6 protein-coding genes are annotated in these 18303 nt (G+C 38.4%); 2 read left to right on the top strand and 4 right to left on the bottom strand.

Features of this window, described 5'->3' with window-relative positions; all coding sequences use genetic code 11:
* Positions 1-7: 7 nt before the first annotated feature.
* The 3 genes from KFE94_06550 to KFE94_06540 all read right to left on the bottom strand — a co-directional run bounded on the left by KFE94_06550 (position 8) and on the right by KFE94_06540 (position 12798).
* Positions 8-9787, bottom strand: coding sequence for a BspA family leucine-rich repeat surface protein (locus tag KFE94_06550; protein UTW67766.1), 9780 nt, complete (start codon positions 9785-9787; stop codon positions 8-10).
* Between the two features lie 166 nt (positions 9788-9953).
* Positions 9954-10679, bottom strand: a complete 726-nt coding sequence (locus tag KFE94_06545) for a response regulator (GenBank protein UTW67765.1) — start codon at positions 10677-10679, stop codon at positions 9954-9956.
* Positions 10672-12798, bottom strand: a complete 2127-nt coding sequence (locus KFE94_06540; GenBank protein UTW67764.1) for a tetratricopeptide repeat protein — start codon at positions 12796-12798, stop codon at positions 10672-10674. Before KFE94_06540 ends, KFE94_06545 begins: the two co-directional genes overlap by 8 nt.
* 123 nt (positions 12799-12921) lie before the next feature.
* Between KFE94_06540 and KFE94_06535 the strand changes: the two genes are divergently transcribed.
* Entirely contained in the window at positions 12922-13779 is an 858-nt protein-coding gene (locus KFE94_06535) for a DUF4846 domain-containing protein (GenBank protein ID UTW67763.1), read from the top strand.
* Positions 13780-13903: 124 nt separating this feature from the next.
* On the top strand, positions 13904-15193 hold the full coding sequence (locus tag KFE94_06530; protein ID UTW67762.1) for an acetyl-CoA hydrolase/transferase family protein: 1290 nt from the start codon (positions 13904-13906) through the stop codon (positions 15191-15193).
* 70 nt (positions 15194-15263) lie between these two features.
* On the opposite strand, the gene KFE94_06525 is transcribed toward KFE94_06530, so the two are convergent.
* Positions 15264-18209: a fibronectin type III domain-containing protein gene (locus KFE94_06525; GenBank protein ID UTW67761.1), complete on the bottom strand. Its 2946-nt coding sequence runs from the start codon at positions 18207-18209 to the stop codon at positions 15264-15266.
* Positions 18210-18303: the final 94 nt, after the last annotated feature.

Here is an 18303-nt window from a genome sequence, read left to right as displayed (position 1 = left end):
TTCTACACTATTTAATAATGGTGATGTCCCCCTTAATAGGTTCTTGATTGTTACCTAAGTCGATGACATAGTAGTATGTAGCTACTGGAAGTACTTTCCCGTTTGATGTTCCATCCCAGTCATTTTGATAACCTTTTTTCTGATACAGAATTTCTCCATTTCTGTTGAAAATGGTCATTCTCATTTCCGGTAAGAATGCGATTCCAGGGATTTCAAAATAATCGTTGTAACCATCACCATTTGGTGAGAAGGTATTTGGAATGAGAAGTTCTCCTCCCGGATATACTGTGATATATACTGATTTTGGTTCACTATAGCAGCCATCCGCACTTTTTCCGATCAGTGTATACTCGGTCGTTTCTTGAGGAGTACAAATTGGTTGCTGACTTGTTGAACTGTTCAGATAAATACTCGGGCTCCATTGGTATTCCACTACAAACTCAGATTGAGAATAAAGTGTTAGACTCTGCTCGTAGTATACAGTAGAATCTGCTCTTACAGTTACCACAGGTTGTGGGAATCGAGTTATATCTACACTACACGTTGCTTTGTTTCCAGAAACATCTATTACTTCATAAGTGTTTGTTGTTTTTCCTACTGGGAATGTTTCACCAGAAGGAATACCTGAAACAAGTTGTAAAGTGATATTACAATTGTCACTAACAACAGGATCATCTACGGTGATTTCAGGACCACAATTAGAAAAGTCTGTCGGACATGTGATTTTAGGAGTGATAGAATCCATTACGGTTACCACTGCAGTTTGTGTATTAGTATTTCCGTTTACGTCTGTAACAGATAAAGTCACGGTATTTGTACCCAGATCACTACAATTAAATGTGCTGATGTCTAACGATTGAGATTGAATCGCGCAATTATCCGTTGATCCGTTATCAATATCTGAAGTAGAAATATTAGAAATTCCGGTGGCATCGAGATAAACAGTAATGTCTTGTGTCGAAACAGCCGGGGAAATAGAATCAATCACGGTTACAGTTGCAGATGCTGTATCCGTATTTCCATTTACATCTGTTACAGATAAAATAACAGTATTCACACCAACAGCGCTACAATCGAATGATGAATTGTCAAGTGTCATGTTTTGAATCGTGCAATTATCCGTTGATCCATTATCAATATCAGAGGTGGATATGGATACCTGACCATTCGCATCCAGATAGACATTGATATCTTGTGAAGTTACGGTTGGTTTTAAAGTATCGATTACGGTAACCACAGCAGAAGCGGTGTAACTATTTCCATTGACATCATTTACTTCCAGAATAACTGTGTTTGTACCTGTGTCTGCACATGTAAATGTGTATTGATCTAGTGTCATAGACAGAATACCACAGTTGTCAGAAGAGCCGTTATCGATATCATTTACGCTAATGGTAATAGATCCATTGGCATCCAAATACGCGGTGTAGTCTTGTGCAATTGCAGTTGGACTATTGGTATCTGCCACAGTCACGGTTGCAGATTGAGTGGATGAATTCCCATTCACATCAGATACCGTCAAAACAACTGTATTAATACCAACTTCTGAACAATCAAAGTTGACGCTGTCTAAGGTCATTGTTTGAATACCGCAGTTATCGGTGGAGTTGTTGTTAATATCAGCAACGGTAATAGAAGCTTGTCCCAAGGCATCTAAATAAACTGTTGTATTCGAAGTGTTGACTACTGGACTTACAGTGTCTAAAACAGTGACTACGTAAGTCGCAGTATCTATGTTTCCATTTACATCCTCAACAATGAGGTCCACATTATTAGAGCCGATTTCTGCACATGTGAAGTTAGATGTTGAAATGGTTGTTGAAGCGATTCCACAGTTATCTACGGACCCGTTGTCGATGTCTGAGGCGGTAATTGATACTTGTCCGCTTGAGTTGAGGTATGCGTTGATATTTTGTCCGTTTATTGTTGGAGCCAAAGAATCAATTACTGTGACAATTGCCGTTGTAGAATCACTATTTCCATTGACATCTGTCACCAATAATTCAACGGTGTTTGAGCCTAGATTGCTACAATCAAATGAAGTAATATCTAGTTGCATAGATTGGATACCACATGCATCACTCGATCCGTTGTCAATATCAGCTGTCGAAATGGTTGAATTTCCATTCATATCTAAATAAGCATCAATGTTTTGCGTTAGCACGACAGGGCGAATGGTGTCTTCAACAATAATGTGAATAGTATTTACATCGGAACATCCATTCGCATCTGTAATGGTTACGGTATAGGTACTTGCAGCTACTCCTGTAATGGAAGCGGTAATTGCAGAATTATTCCAGCTATATGAATACGCACTGGTTCCTCCAGTAGCGGAAGCCGTGGCTCCACCGTCCATATTGCTACTACACGTGGTATTACTATCAACAACAGTTGTAGTGACCAATGGTGTAGGTTCGGTAATGATTACAGAACTTGAATCCATACAACCGTTGAGATCAGTAACTGTAACAGAATAGGTGCCTGTTGGTACTCCGGTTATTGATGTGTTGTGAGTTGCATTTGACCAGGAATACGTGTAAGAAGAAGATCCCCCATTAGCAGTAGCTGTAGCACCACCATCTGATGATCCATTACAAGAAATATTAGAGTCAACCACTGAGGTTGAAACCAAAAGAGCAGGTTCTGTGATATTTACAGAGGAAGAATCCGTACAGCCATTGTGATCTGTAACGGTTACTGAATATGTACCCATTGGTACTCCGTTAATTGATGCATTTGTCGCACCATTTGACCAGGTATATGTATATGGGCCAGTTCCTCCGGTTGCAGAAACTGTGGTGCCACCATCGGTTAGTCCATGACATGAGATATTCGAATCCACTGCAGTTGTAGCCACTAATAAGGCTGGTTCGGTAATAGAAATAGAGGTTGAATCCGTACAGCCTTTATTGTCTGTAATAGTAATAGAATATGTTCCTGCAATGACACCGGTAATGGAAGCATTTGTAGCTCCGTTAGACCATGTATATGCATATGGATTGCTTCCACCATTTGCAGCAGCAGTAGCTCCGCCATTTGATAATCCATTGCAAGTAATGTTGGAATCAACTACGGCTGTAGTTACTAATAAAGCAGGTTCAGATATGGTAACAGAAGTTGAATCTGTACATCCGTTTGCATCTGTAAGAGTCACAGAATAAGTGTCAGCAGTTACACCAGTGATAGAAGCATTAGTGGCTCCATTACTCCATGTATAAGTGTATGGTCCAGTTCCTCCGGTGGCAGCAGCTGTAGCACCACCATCAGATAATCCGTTACAAGTAGTATTAGAATCCACCACTACAATTGATACCAGAGCGGTAGGCTGTGTGATCGTAACAGAAGCTGAATCGGTGATCCCACTATTATCTGTGATTGTTACAGAATAGATTCCGGCAGCTAATCCATTAATGGTTGCGTTGGTTGCTCCGGTATTCCACAAGTAATTATATGGCGCGGTTCCTCCTGAGGCAGAGGCAGAGGCGGTACCGTCAGAAACATTATTACATGATGTGTTGGTTGCAGAAATGGATACAGATGGTGGACAGGATTTACCACCGTCAGTGATAGTCCATCCAAATGTGTTAATCAGTTCCTGTCGTGCAGAATCACCTGCGCAGTATTTGGAATAACCTCCGTGGAAATGTTTGCCAAATTGCACGTTCTGTGAAACCCATCCTATCAATAAACTGTCGTAGTTGTCTATAGATAATTCTGCGCCAAGGAACATCAGATTAGGAGTAGCTAGCGAATCAACATCCCAGCTTCCTAGGTTTTGATCAAAGTTATTAGCTTGATTAAACATCGCAATCATATTGGTCACTGAACCTACGTCCCATCCGCTGATGTTGCTATTGAAAACATAACATGATCGGAACATGGAGCTCATATTGGTGACCGAACTAACATCCCAATTACTTATGTTCCCATTAAAAACATCACAGCGATCAAACATTTGCTCCATGTTGGTGACCGAACTAACATCCCACGAGTTTAGATCTTGGTTGAAGGATTCCGAATTATGGAACATGCTTTTCATGTTCGTCACTGAACTTGTATTCCACGTATCTAGCGGTTGGTTAAACGCGGTGTTATTGTAAAACATGAACGACATGTTTTCAACGGAGTCTACATCCCAGTTCGAGATATTCTGATTAAAAGCACTGCCCTGAAACATCGACTGCATATTAGTAGCCGAACTAACATCCCATGAGTTAAGTGGCTGATTAAAGGCAGTGGCATCTCGAAACATAGCGCTCAAATTACTAACTGCACCCACATTCCAACTGTTAATGTTCTGGTTGAAATTATTTGTCAAAGCGAACATGAATCGCATATTGGTCACAGCAGAAACATCCCAGCTGCTGATGTCCTGTGTGAAGGCATCAGCATTGTAAAACATGAATTCCATGTTAACAACGGAACCCACATTCCATCCACCAATGTTTTGGTTAAACGCAGTTGCCTCACGGAACATACTACGCATATCTGTTACAGAATCTACTGTCCAGGTGCTGATGTTGCCATTGAAAGCGGAAGCATTCTTGAACATCGAATTCATGTTAGTCACAGAGTCTACTGCCCAAGTGGTGATGTTTCCGTTAAAAGCTGTGGCCTTTTGGAACATTCCAGTCATGTTGGTTACATTACTTACATCCCAATGGTCCATATCGGAGGATACGCTTGATGCTTCCAGGAACATGTAACTCATGTCTTGTACGTTAGATAAATCCGGTGCATCAGTGGCATTGATTACTACATTTACACAACCACGTAGTGCCCGATTCATGCTAGCCCATGTAATGTTTCCCCACTGTTCAACGGACATTAGTTTTTCATTATCTCGTGAAGTATTAAAGAAGTAGATCGAGGGAAAATCTCCTTTGATCTTTACGGTATAAGTCCCGGCTACTCCATAATCGTGAGTCACATCTCCCGTTATACCGAATTCGTCAAATACTCCATCACCATTCCAGTCCACATCGTAGTTGTAAGAAAAGCCACTTTGGGTGTATATATTGATGGAAGTGCTATCAGACACACCTGGATTATCTGTTTTCCATGTGGTAACAAAATACTCTGCTGGATTTACAACATTTTCAGTATGCGTATCTGTACATCCATTTCCATCAGTTATGGTTACAGTATAGGTACCGCTTGGTATATTGTTTAAATCTTCTATTGTAGCTCCATTACTCCAGATAAAGTTGTATGGGGTAGTTCCTCCAGCTATTGAAATATCAATACTATCGGTTCCACTAGTCGCTGAAATTGATAATCCTGATGGTTGCGTTAAAGATATGGATGAAGAGTCGGTACATCCATTTTGATCTGAAACAGTAACAGAATAAGTACCTGCTCCCAAACTGGTCACTGAGCTTGTCGAAGTGCCAGTATTCCATGTATAAGTATAAGGTGCTGTTCCCCCTGTGGCTGATGCGGTAGTTTGTCCATTTGTAGCACCATTACAATCAATAGCACTTGTAATAGTTGCCGAAGATATAAGTGCAGATGGTTCGGTAATAGTTATAGAAGTGGAGTCAGTAGAGCCCATATTATCGGTAACAGTAACAGAATATGTTCCTGCAGAAATTCCAGTAATTGAAGCTGTGGTTGCTCCGGTATTCCAGGAATACGTGTAAGGTGTTGTTCCTCCGGTTGCGGAAGCCATAGCAGCACCATTAGATAAACCGTTACAACTAACGTTGGAATTTGCTGTTGCGGAAGCAATAATTCCTGAGCAAACATCATCAGCTATACCAGGAGATCCATATACTTGTTTACTATTAACAATGACTCCAGAAAGAATAGTTGTCGATGCACTCCAATTTGTTCCATCTGTATTATCAGCGCTTGGGTTACATAGCACTAATGTTGTTCCGTTTCCATCTGGACTCGTAGGCCATGGAGCAACATCATCATATCTTAAGGAGTCAATTAAGTTATTAGAAGGATCTTTGATGGCAATAGGTTCTCCCCCATTGCTTAAACCTCCGGAACTCCATTGGTAGGCATGTATTCCAAATCTATTGTTTAATGCTACCGAATCTGTAGCAATAACCAGATATCCTCCGGCATTGATCGAAATATTAGGGAAGGTATAAACTACGCCACTCGTAAATTTACATCCTAGAAGATTCACTGGTGCCGAACTGGTATTGTGTATTTCTATATATTCCGTTGAATCGCTACCTGACTCAGGTGGATTGTAGTTAATCTCTGTAATAACAATAACCCCTGGTGCAGGAGCAACCGGAGCAATAAAGTTGACAGATCCACTGTTTACACAGCCATTAGCGTCTGTTACGGTCACAGTATAAGTGCCAGCCGAAAGACTGGAGATGCTTGCTGTTGTAGCACCATTGCTCCATAAATAAGTAAAAGGTGCTGTTCCCCCTTGAGGTGTTGCTGATGCCACGCCATCTGATGCTCCCGAAGTACTAATGTTTGAAGTGATGATTGGATTTGCATTCAGAACAGTAGGTTCTGTAATTGAAATCGAAGTAGAACTCGTGTCTCCTAATCCATCTGTAACGGTTACTGTATATGTTCCAGCTGAAAGACTAGTGATGCTTGCTGAGGTTGCGCCATTGCTCCAGGCAAATGTATAAGGCGCTGTTCCATTGATTCCTGTAATGGTTGCTCCTCCATCAGACAAACCATTACAGCTTACATGAGCATCTACAACTACCGATGCAAAAAGTCCCTGACAAGCCGGATTCACTGTAGTGACCCAAGAATCTGACACGTTAAAGTAATCCAGTGAAAGGTTTAAACCATATGTGCCGCCCTGGATAGCATTAGTCAAGAATAGAGAATCAGATGTGGAGATTTGTGAGCCATTTCTAATCCATGATTTACTATATAAAGGTGCGGCATTGTGGTCTGTAAGATTGGCTAATGTATCGGTGATAATGATATCATTTGCTGTCATGGTTCCATTGTAAGCGTGCGGGCCAAAATCTTTTAAGGTAAGATCAGTGTTGTTACATTCGCTGATCATTGGATAGTAAGCCTTTAGTTTATTGTATTTTGGATGAGAAGTCTGAACAGATGATTCCATTAGCAATGCAATATCCGTAGCATCCAGAACCTCATTCCAAATAGTAACTTCAGCCATATCACCATCATAGAAATTACTTGGGGATGATCCGTCAAATTCCTGTCCTAATGAGATTCGGCTTGTGGCACTTATGGATTGACCATTTGTAAATGAATTGGCTGCGACTCCATCCACCCAAAACTGAGTTTGATTGGAAGCTTCATCATAAGTATAACCTACAAAGTGCCATTGACCATCGGTAACTACAACGCCTGAGTAACGGTTATTTCCACCATCATAAATCCAAAGCTGCTCATTAGTAGCAATTCCTAAGTTACATACAGTTGCAGTCCCGCTCGTATTAATACCAACAAGTACGTCCGCACTCCCGGAAATTTGATCAGCTTCACGCATCCATAAGAATACGGATCGATTGGTATTTACCAGACTATCTACCGCACCATTTATTTCTACCCAGTCATTGTCTGTATTTTCAAATCGTGCGAATGGAGTGTAAGATGTTTGCGCAAATTCTTTTATGGTGTCACATACGGTCGTATCATTAATATGATCCTGAGTGATTTGGAAGTATCGAATAGATAGATCCGTATATACAATGCTATCACCACCCATACTATTTGTTAATGTGTCGATATATACACCAGATGATGTGTAGGTATTTCCTCCAGGAACAGAATAAGAATCAATATCACATAAGGCAATACGTACAGAGTTACAGTTTACCCCTACATTAGTGGCTGCAATAAAGTTTGAAGTGGTGCCTGTTAATGCAAAGTTGTTTGGAGTTCCATCGTTTGTATAACCAGATGCATCAGTGATTGCATTGATGCTGGTATTTGATCCTCCGGATACACCCTGGTTAAAAGTATAATAACCTGTTAGGTTAGTGTTTGAAGCCGGATTTTGAATTTCACAATAACGACCATCAGCGATTTCTTGTGTAGTTTTAACTGTTTTCCAAATCCTAACTTCGTTTAGTGCTCCTTTGAAATACTCACTTCTGGAACTTCCATCATATTCCTGTCCTAAACTCCATCTATTGTTGCTTGCAAAACTGATTGTTCCGGTATTAAATGATCCTTGAGGAATACCATCAATAAATAAGCTTAATTGTCCATTGTCATAGGTCGCAGCAACGTGGTGCCATGTGTCATCTCTTAAATCAGGACCTACTTCGAAGGCAGTTGATCCATCATAGAAATCTAAAAAACCATCATCTAATCTGAAAAGAAAAATGGTGCCGGTTCCTGTGGTGTTCACAGCCATGATATGATCGTTTCCAGTTTGGGAAGGATCCGCTTTGATCCATGATTCAATGGTCCAGGTGTTGATCCCAGCCATGTCATCAGCTACAGTGTTAATGTTGACATAATCATTTGAGCCGTCAAAGTGTAAGCCATTTCGTTCAGCTCCGGTTGCTTCGATTCTAAATGTAAATGTGGATTCGTCCAGATCATTATTTGCAATGGATATATCTGTGGTTACGGTTCCATCAACGGTAGGAGTGAAAGTGATTTCGAAGCTGGTAGTATCACCGGGTAGAACAGAAGAAGCAGGTTGACTACTGATGATAAATTGGCTATTTCCGGATAAAGTAACAATAGGGTTGTTAGTCAAAGTAAGTGTATCTGAACCCGTATTTGTGATTTGAAAAAGTTTGGTGACCGACCCGGTATTGGTAACTACCGGTCCCATATTGGTGAAGTTCGAAGTAGATGGTGTCAGGTCGTTGTTAGTAATGTTAATACTATTTCCCAGTAAGACAATTTCAGGTTGTGCGCCATATCCATTTAATAATATTTCAGATGTTGTGGAACAACTGGTATCAGAAAAAGGAATTTCAATGGATGCTGTTCTGGCTCCTCCCGATGTAGGGGTGAAAACAACTTGAAATTGCAAGGAGTCGCCAACGGCTAATGAAGTATCGGAAACTGGTAAAAAGATAAACTCAGAGGCGTTTGTACCTGTGATACTAATATTAGAAGTATCGATGTCTACATCAAGTGTTCTTTGGTTTTTTACATAAAAACTTACGGTATCTGATTCAGAATTGTATTCTAACGTATCAAAATTTAGAGCAGTTGGTGCGGTCAATGGTGCACATGCTTCAGCAAATTCAAACGTTAAATCTGTTAATCCCCCAAGTCCCTGAGAGGTTTGCTGGTTTTCATTAAATACCAGGAGGTAATAATCTCCCGCAGGATAATATCCTGCTAAAGATGATGGGTTATTAAAGTCATATACCGATGTAATCCCACTGTATTGAGTTGGTGTGCCGCCATATGGAATATTATCCCAGTTATCTGTAAATGCACGACCCAGTTGTAGGGTATCTCTAAATCCGCAAAAGTTTCCCGGTGAGCCTGAAATGTACTGCAGGTCAGAATAGCTCGTTGGATTTGCAACGAGTGAGCGATAAGCAATGATACTTCCTGCTAAAAAATTGAAATTGCTCATCTCCACACGAAGCACGCCATTTGCTGGTAATGTCACTTTAAATACATTAATAGAACAGCATGGTAGTGTAAAACAAGCTCCTTGCATACCCGTTGCGGTTTCTCCACCAGCGGTGTTGATACTGGATATAGTGGCCGGAAATGTGGTAACCACATATGGACTGGCTAACGTTTGTGTATATGCCGTGGAATTTGAAAAAAGACTGATGGCCAAAATGGCGATCAAGGCTAAAAATGAATACGATTTAACAGTAAAAAAATTCTTCATGCCCCTTTGAATTTTGTTTGAAATTTGGTGAGATTGACTCTTTAAATTGGAGCAAAAGAAGGGTGAGCATAAAGGTGTACCATAACAAATGTTATGAACGACATGAATTATGTTCTGAAAAGCAAAAGGAGGATTTACAGGTTAAGAAAATGATAAATAATTGAAACTATTCCAGTTGGATACTTTCCATGAGGTCGTTTCTGTATGTTTTTCCAATGGGTACCTGAATATCATTGATAATGACGTGAATGGAGTTAATAGCTTCCAGATAATCCAGATTGATTAAGTAACTTCGATGAGTTCTGAAGAAGTTTTTAGGAAGTCGTTCGGCAAATGCGGTTAAACTTCCTCGAAGCAGGTGTTTTTTGTTTTTTGCAGTATAAATTTCAAGGTATACATGGTCGCTTTTTACGAATAGAATATCATCAAATTTCACTTTGTAAAACATGTTTTTGTTTTTCACAAAGATGGAATCTTTGATTACCACATTTTTATCTTCTTTATCCCCGTTTTGTTTATCTCTAAAGTTATGCAGGGCAATTTCAATCGAGGTGAATAAATCATCCTGATTGAACGGTTTAACCAGATAGGAAGATGGAGAAGTTTCTTTAGCCTGATTTAATGTTCTTGAGTCTGCATTCGAGGTCAGATAAATAAAAGGAATTTCTTGATGTTGATTGATATATCTGGCAAAATCAATTCCATCTTTATCCCCATCCAGTTGAATATCTAATAATGCAATGTCGGGCTGTTCCTCTTTCAAAGCATCCACTGCTTCGTCATAAGAATTAGCCGGATCAAGGACATCGTATCCTAAATCTTCCAGAATAGAAACCAGATTCATGGCGATAACCATCTCATCCTCAACGATCAAAATTTTAACTTTATTCATGTTGCCCCAGATTGAAAAAAGTGCCTCTAAAATTAATCATAAACTCTGCACCATGGTCATTTTGTATCAGGAATTCTCCCTTGATCTGTTTGCATAAGTTTTTCACTAATCTAAGCCCTAAACTTTTGGATTTTTTGATCTCAAAGCCTTCAGGTAGACCAGAACCATTGTCTTTAATGAGTAGGGTGTAATGGTCATTGTTTTGATGTTTAAGAGTAATCGAAATACGACCATTTTTAGAATCTGTCCCGTATTTTAATGAGTTGGTAAATAGTTCTGTTACAATGAGTCCCAATGGAATAGATGTATCAATATCAAATTTTAAATCTTTTGGAATTTGAATATCGAGATCGATATTTTTAGCGTGACTATGTGTGCTTAGAATTTGTTGGGTGAGTTTACGGATGTATTCTTCAAATGAAATATTTCCGGCATCATCATTTTGATACAACATTTGGTGGATGGTGGCCATAGAGTTTACCCTGTTTTTACCATCGTTAATGGCTTCTTTAACATAAGCATCCTTTATACTGTTGGATTGTAGGTCTAATAAGCTCCAAATGATTTGCAGGTTGTTTTTAACCCGGTGATGAATTTCTTTAAGCAGCACATCCTTTTCTTCTTTCTGCTTTAAGATGGTTTTATTACTCTTTTCAAGTTCTTCGTTTGATTTTTGTTGTGTGCGGTAAAATCTCAATGTAATGCTTAAGAATATGGCAATGGTGATGACTCCGCCAACGAGTAGATAGATGATGAGTTGTTGTTTGGAATTGACAATGTTGTTTTGTTTAATTTGACTAGAAATCAATTCATTTTCTTTGTTCAGTAGATCAATTTCCAGTTCTTTTTTCTCCGTTTCAAATTTGGTTTGTTGTTCCACCAAAGCGTCTGTTCTTGCTTGGTTTTTGAGTGAATCACTCAATTCAATATGCTCTGCACCAAAAGGGTAGGCTTTTTCAAATTGTTTGTTTTCTGAATACGCCTGAAACAAAATCATAGCGGCAATACTTCTATTCTGGATCAGGCCTGTTTCTTTGGATAAACGATAAGATTTTTCGGCCAACTGGATTATTTCTCGATAATCCTTTTTAGTGTTGTTAGGAAGTTCAAGTCTTAAGGTTGTGTAGTTGTTGATTACAGATATTTGTAATCTTTTTAGTCCATTTGAAGGGATCATATCAAGTGCTTTTTCATATTCCTGAATGGCACGATCGTATTTATGTTGTCTTTGGTAAATAGCTGCTTTGGAATTATGTGATCGCGCCATTGAATTAGAATCTCCAAGGGTTTCGAAAATAGTGTAGGCCTGATCATAATAATAAAATGCACTATCTACATAAGTTGAATTAGAATCGGTTGAATATACTTCTCCGATATTATTAAGACATAGGGATTCTGAAGATAGGTCTTTTCGTTCATGGGTTATTTTTAAAGCCTTTTTATAGTAGAGAATAGATTCTTCTTTTTGATTAGTAGAGCTATAGCTTAATCCTAAATTAATGTAGGTACTGAAAATATCAGGGCTGTTTCTTTCTTCTCTTAATTTGGCTGCAACGATAAAATTTTCGATGGCCAAATCTAAAAAGCCTCGGTATTGATAAAGAAGGCCCAGGTTATTATAGGATTTATCCAGATAAATGGAGTCATTTAAAGCAGCAGTGTCTCCGTAAGCTACTGCTTTTTCTAAATAGACGGTGGCACTGTCAAATTCTTCGAGATTCATTTGATAAGTCCCCACAGTAAAATAATAACTCAAGACTCCTATTTGGTGATCGGCTTTTATATACCATTTAAGGGCTTCATCAAGCATTTGAAAAGCGGTGTCGGATTGAAGAGAATAATGGTAATAAAAGCTTTTATTAAAGTAGCTGTCACCTACTTTTTTATACCATTTATTGGCTAGCGCAATTTCTTTGGATTGATCGTAGTATTGTTTGGCAATAGAGAAATCAATGTATTCATAATGGATACCCAGATCAACACAGATATCGTATTTGATCGAATCATTAGTTGTTTGTTGGAGTTCTGCTTTTAAGGAATCCACATTAATGGTATTATTAGCAAAAGAATAGCCAACGAGAGACCATAAAAAAAGAAGAATGAAAAATCTAGATTTCATGCGTGCGGTTTGAAAAAAGACAAATGTAATGGCTTTTAAAATAGAGGTTGTAAAGAAAGTTATGAATGCCATAAAAACTGATCAGTTGTGAAATAAGATATCAGATTATGAGTTAATAGTATCGTGAAAAATGTAAATCAGGTCATAGTTGTATTCGTAATCTTTATTGCAGGCATTTTGTTGGTAAGTGACTCATGGTCGAGTGGTGGTTTGAGTGATTTTGAGTATTCAAAGAGATTGATTGAGAAGATTCCGGATAGGTTTGCTCCTCCTGAAGGTTATCAGCGAAAATATTTAGATCGAAACTCTTTCGCTCATTATTTAAGGCATTTACAGCTTAAGCCCATTGGATCAAAAGTGCTGTATTATAATGGTGATGTAAAGCCAAATGATGAAGTGTATGTTGCAGTGGTCGACTTACCAATAGGTAGAAAAGATTTGCATCAATGTGCCGATGCCGTGATGCGATTAAGAGCGGATTATTTGTATGCTCAAAAACGATATGAAGATATCCATTTCAATTTTACCAATGGTTTTCGGGTAGATTATTCTGAATACATTAAAGGAAAGAGGATAGTGGTTCAGAGGAATAAAACGTATTGGAAACAATCTGCCGCTCCGTCTAATACGCCTAATGATTTTAAACGATATAAAGAGCAGATTTATATGTATGCAGGTACGCTATCCTTATCTAAAGAATTGATTCCGGTTAAAATTGAAAACATGCAGATCGGAGATGTGTTTATTCAGGGAGGATCACCAGGTCATGCGGTAATTGTGGTTGATATGGTAGAGAATGATCAAGGTGAAAAGATGTTTATGTTAGCACAGAGCTATATGCCAGCACAAGAGATTCAAATATTAGAAAATCCTGCGGATCCAGGAATAAGCCCATGGTATCATTTAGAGGGTTGGGTGGATCTGTATACTCCGGAATGGAATTTTATTGATGAAGACCTTAAACGATTTCCTGAAGAATAAAATTTAGACGGTTTGGAATAAATCATCGATTTGTAAAATGTACTAAGATCATATTTAAAACACATTTTTTATCAGGATTTAGGGTAAAGCTTCTTTATAATTTAGCTGCGTAAAATCGATAATCATGTATACACCAGTATCCCCTCAAGAAGCTTTAAAGATTGTAAAATCTAACGACCGAATATACATCCATACCGCAGCTGCGGCTCCACAGGAATTAATAAACGCATTAACCGATAGAGCGGATGAACTGCGTGCTGTTGAAATCGTGCACCTTCACATTGAAGGTAAAGCACCTTATGCCCATAAAAAATATAGTGAGAGCTTTCACGTGAATTCGCTGTTTGTAGGCCCAAATTTGAGAAAGCCAACGCAATCACAAGGGAACGCATCCTATGTGCCGATCTTTTTAAGTGAAGTGCCGTTGATGTTTAGAAGAAAGATTATGAAGATTGATGTGGCCTTGATTTCAGTTTCGCCTCCCGATCGTCATGGGTTTTGTTCCTTAGGTGTTTCGGTGGAGGCGACCAGAGCTGCAGTAGACTCAGCGAAATATGTCATTGCGCAAATCAATAAGCAAATGCCAAGGTCTCATGGAGATGGAGTCATTCACATATCTAAACTGGATAGTTTTGTGGAGGTGGATACACCATTACCTTCACACGGAAAATCTGTCCCTACCGAAGCAGAAGTACAGATTGGGAAGTACATTGCGGAAATGATAGAAGATGGTTCTACCTTGCAAATGGGAATTGGTGCAATCCCGGATGCTGCTTTATCTCAATTAAAGCACCATCGAAATTTGGGGATCCATTCGGAGATGATTTCTGATGGAATTGTGGATCTGGTGCAAAGAGGTGTGATCAATGGAAAAAATAAAAAAACACATCAGGGAAAAATCACATGTGGATTTGCCTTGGGATCAAAGAAATTATATGATTTCATAGATGATAACCCTATGTTTTTTATGGCTGATGCCGAATGGGTAAATGATGTTTCAAATATTCGTCAAAACCCAAAAGTTGTAGCCATTAATAGTGCGATTGAGGTAGATATCACCGGACAGGTTTGTGCCGATAGTATTGGAACAAAAATGTATTCCGGTGTAGGGGGACAAATGGACTATATCAGAGGTGCGGCATTGTCCGAGGGTGGAAAGCCCATCATTGCATTGCCTTCGCAAACACATAAGGGGATAAGCCGAATTGTACCAACTTTACAAGAGGGTGCTGGAGTAGTGACTACCAGAGCGCATGTACATTATGTGGTGACCGAATGGGGGGTGGCCAATCTGTTTGGGAAGAATATTTACCAACGGATTAAAGCATTAATCAACATTGCTCACCCAAATCACAGGAAATCGCTTTGGGAAATTGCAGAAAAGCTCTATAATTTAAAAGAAAGTGTTTTTTAGGTAGGGTTAAACAATGAAATAATTTCTCGGTAGCTTTTCTAAATGAAAGAAAAGCTACCGAGAAGCTAAACTATTGTTTTACTATTTTGACTACCTCTCCATTTTCTGATCGGATAATGTAGATGCCATTTTGCAATGAATCTATATTCAGAAAACTTGCATTGGTAACTGTTTTGATAAGTTTCCCGTGAGAATCATATATAGAAGCGTTTATTACTTTATTGAAATAGATAGCTCCACCATTAATTGGGTTAGGGTACACCTGTAAAGTATTATTATCAACTTTAGAGTTTTGGGAGTCTGAAGCCTTTTTATATTGAGGCATATCGTTTGTGTTTTTTGGAGGGGCAACGGATGTTGTAGAGAATGAAACACAGTCAGAAAATTCAGACCAACCACCACCATTAGCAACTCTGGCCTTAAAATGATATGCTTGTGATGAATTTAAATTTTGAATCACTTCATCCTGATATATTTGGGTTTTAACAAAGTTTCCGTTGCAATCATATATTTCGATGAGGTTATATATCCCGTTTGCTTCAACACTAAGCTCTGCCGAGTTTGAGCTTATATCATCTACATATAGTTTAGGTTTGTCTGGCAAAGTGTAATTACCAACGCAGTTTGTTGGGGCAGAGTTTCCATTGCCCACTCGAGCCACTACATAATATTCGTAATATTTTCCTTCTTTGAGACCATTCATTTCATAGGTTGTTTCATCTATAGTGTAATCTATCAAGTTTCCATTACAATCGTAGATATGGTAACTGACAATTCCCGTTTCGCCATAAGAAGGATTCCATTGTAAGTGTAGTTTTTTGCTCGAAATTGGTGTTATGGTAAAGTTGGTAGGTGTCTTAGGAACTGGGGCTTTAGTGATGCATGATGTAAAAGCAGATGCTCCTCCAGCTGAACTACTTGCTCCTGCTCTAATTTTAAAACTATAATTTGTTCCGGAAGTAAGGTTTGTTATATTCATAGCATCTTCATCGCCATCTTGATAGTCAATAAAATTTCCATTGCAATCAAATATTTCGATGGTCTGGGCATTTTGATGCATGTCCCAGTGTAGTTTTAGTTTTGATGAATTAACTATTTCAACGTAAAAACCTGTAGGTGTAGCTGTTCTCGTTATTCCTGTAACACAATTTGCAGAAGTTTCTACATTGTCTCCATTAACCGATTTGACTATGTAGCCATATTGAGTTGAAGAATTAAGATTAGTAGCGTTGTAGCTGGTTGATGTAGTAGAGGCAATGAAATTATTATTACAGTTATAGATCCTGTACAGAATTGCTCCATTGATAGGACTCCAATTTAGCGCTAACTCAGATTGAGAAACGGTTGTTACAGATACTACTGCGGATTTTGTTAAGGTGTATACGCCATAGCATGAAGATAAGAATGAAGTGCTTCCACTTCCAATAGCTCTTACTTTGAAGGAATAATAGTTTCCAGAAGTAAGATTAGAAACAAAAGTTGAAGTTGCATTGATGTTAGATTGAATTAGATTCCCGTTACAATTATAAATTTCATAATATGAAGCGCCAGATACAGGGTTCCATTCAAGTTCTACAAAGTCTTCATCAACATCAATAGATGTGAGCCCTGTTGGAGTAGCAATCGGAGTCAATGTAGATACACAGTTAGAATTAGGAGACCCTCCTCCAGAATTAAAAGCTTTAATTCTATAGGTATATGTTGTTAATTGAGTTAGTCCGTTATGTGTGTAGTTATTGGTGTTTGAGGTACCTATAAGCGTGCCATTACAATTGTAAATCTTATATGAATTTGCTCCGATACTTGGGCTCCAACTTAATTGAACAGAATTATGTGAAGTTGGATTTGCTGAGATATTTACAGGAGTTGAAGGTGCAAGTGTGACGGTTTTGCAAGAGGAATACGTAGAATATACATTTGTAGAACTTTTTACCGCTCTTATTTTAAATGAGTGACTAACACCTGATTGAAGATTGTTGATTGTTTTGGATGTACCCGTTACATTATTTGCAATTTGGGTTCCTGAGCAACTATATATTTGATAGTAATTGGCTCCACTTGATGAATTCCAATTAAGAGTTACACTTGAATTAGAATTGGTGTTGATGGTCAGATTACTAGGAGTGGATAGTTTGGTAACCGCAGTAATACAATTAGACAGGTTTGATGGATTACATCCATTTACAGGTTTAACCTTATATTGATAGCTGGTTCCTGGAGAAAGGTTTGAATGTGTGTATGATGTTGATGTAGTTGTTCCTATTAGATTTCCGGAGCAATCATAAATTTCATATGAAGAGGCATGATTAACAGAATTCCAGGATAGCTGTACAGAATTCGTACCTGTTGATGAAGTTAAACCAGATATATTGCCAAGTGCACCACAATGTGTGATTTCTATTTTTACATCAGTGAATTCGGCAACTCTTGTGCAAGCCATAGTTTGAGAACAGGTGAAACCAATGGTGAACTGATTGTTATTTGCAGATCCCAGAGTGGTTAGGTCTATGGTGTATGTAGCTCCAGATGGAGATGTGTAAGTTCCTGGAATGGTGATTGTAAAAGCCGCTGGTGAGGAGGCTGAAGTAACGTTGGTGCTAACTTCCTTTAAATAAAAAGGTGAATTGTTAAACCAATTGTGAACGTCAGGACCATTAGAAGCTGTACATATATATGGAAAAGACACAATACCAATATTTGCATTGGATTGATCACCAGGTGCGTATTGGATTTTATTCATTTTAAATTTGAGTTTCACCTGGGTCAAATCCCCTACGTTTAAATTGCCTAGATCGAAGTATGCTAAAGCTTTTCTAGAATATTCGGTATTTAGATCGTTCCCGATAAAACCCGCTTTTAATTCGGTAGTTGAATACAGCCAGCTATAATTGCCTGTGGTTAGATTTTTAGTATGAGAGCCTGTTTTTACTTGATAAGGAGTAATTGTTTTAGTTATTTGTGCATTCACCATAAAAATAGAAGCACAAAACAAGAAGATCAAGAATAAATTTTTCATGAGATTTACTTGAATTTAGAATTAATAAAAAGTGTTATTTATAGAGTTTAAACATTAATCTTATACATAGACTAATGTGTTTACAAATGTAGAA

The sequence above is a fragment of the bacterium SCSIO 12643 genome (assembly GCA_024398135.1).
In the GTDB taxonomy this organism is placed as follows: Bacteria; Bacteroidota; Bacteroidia; order Flavobacteriales_G; family Salibacteraceae; genus CAJXZP01.
The sequence above is the reverse complement of the archived record's forward strand: the minus strand, read 5'-3'. Positions and strand labels throughout refer to the sequence as shown.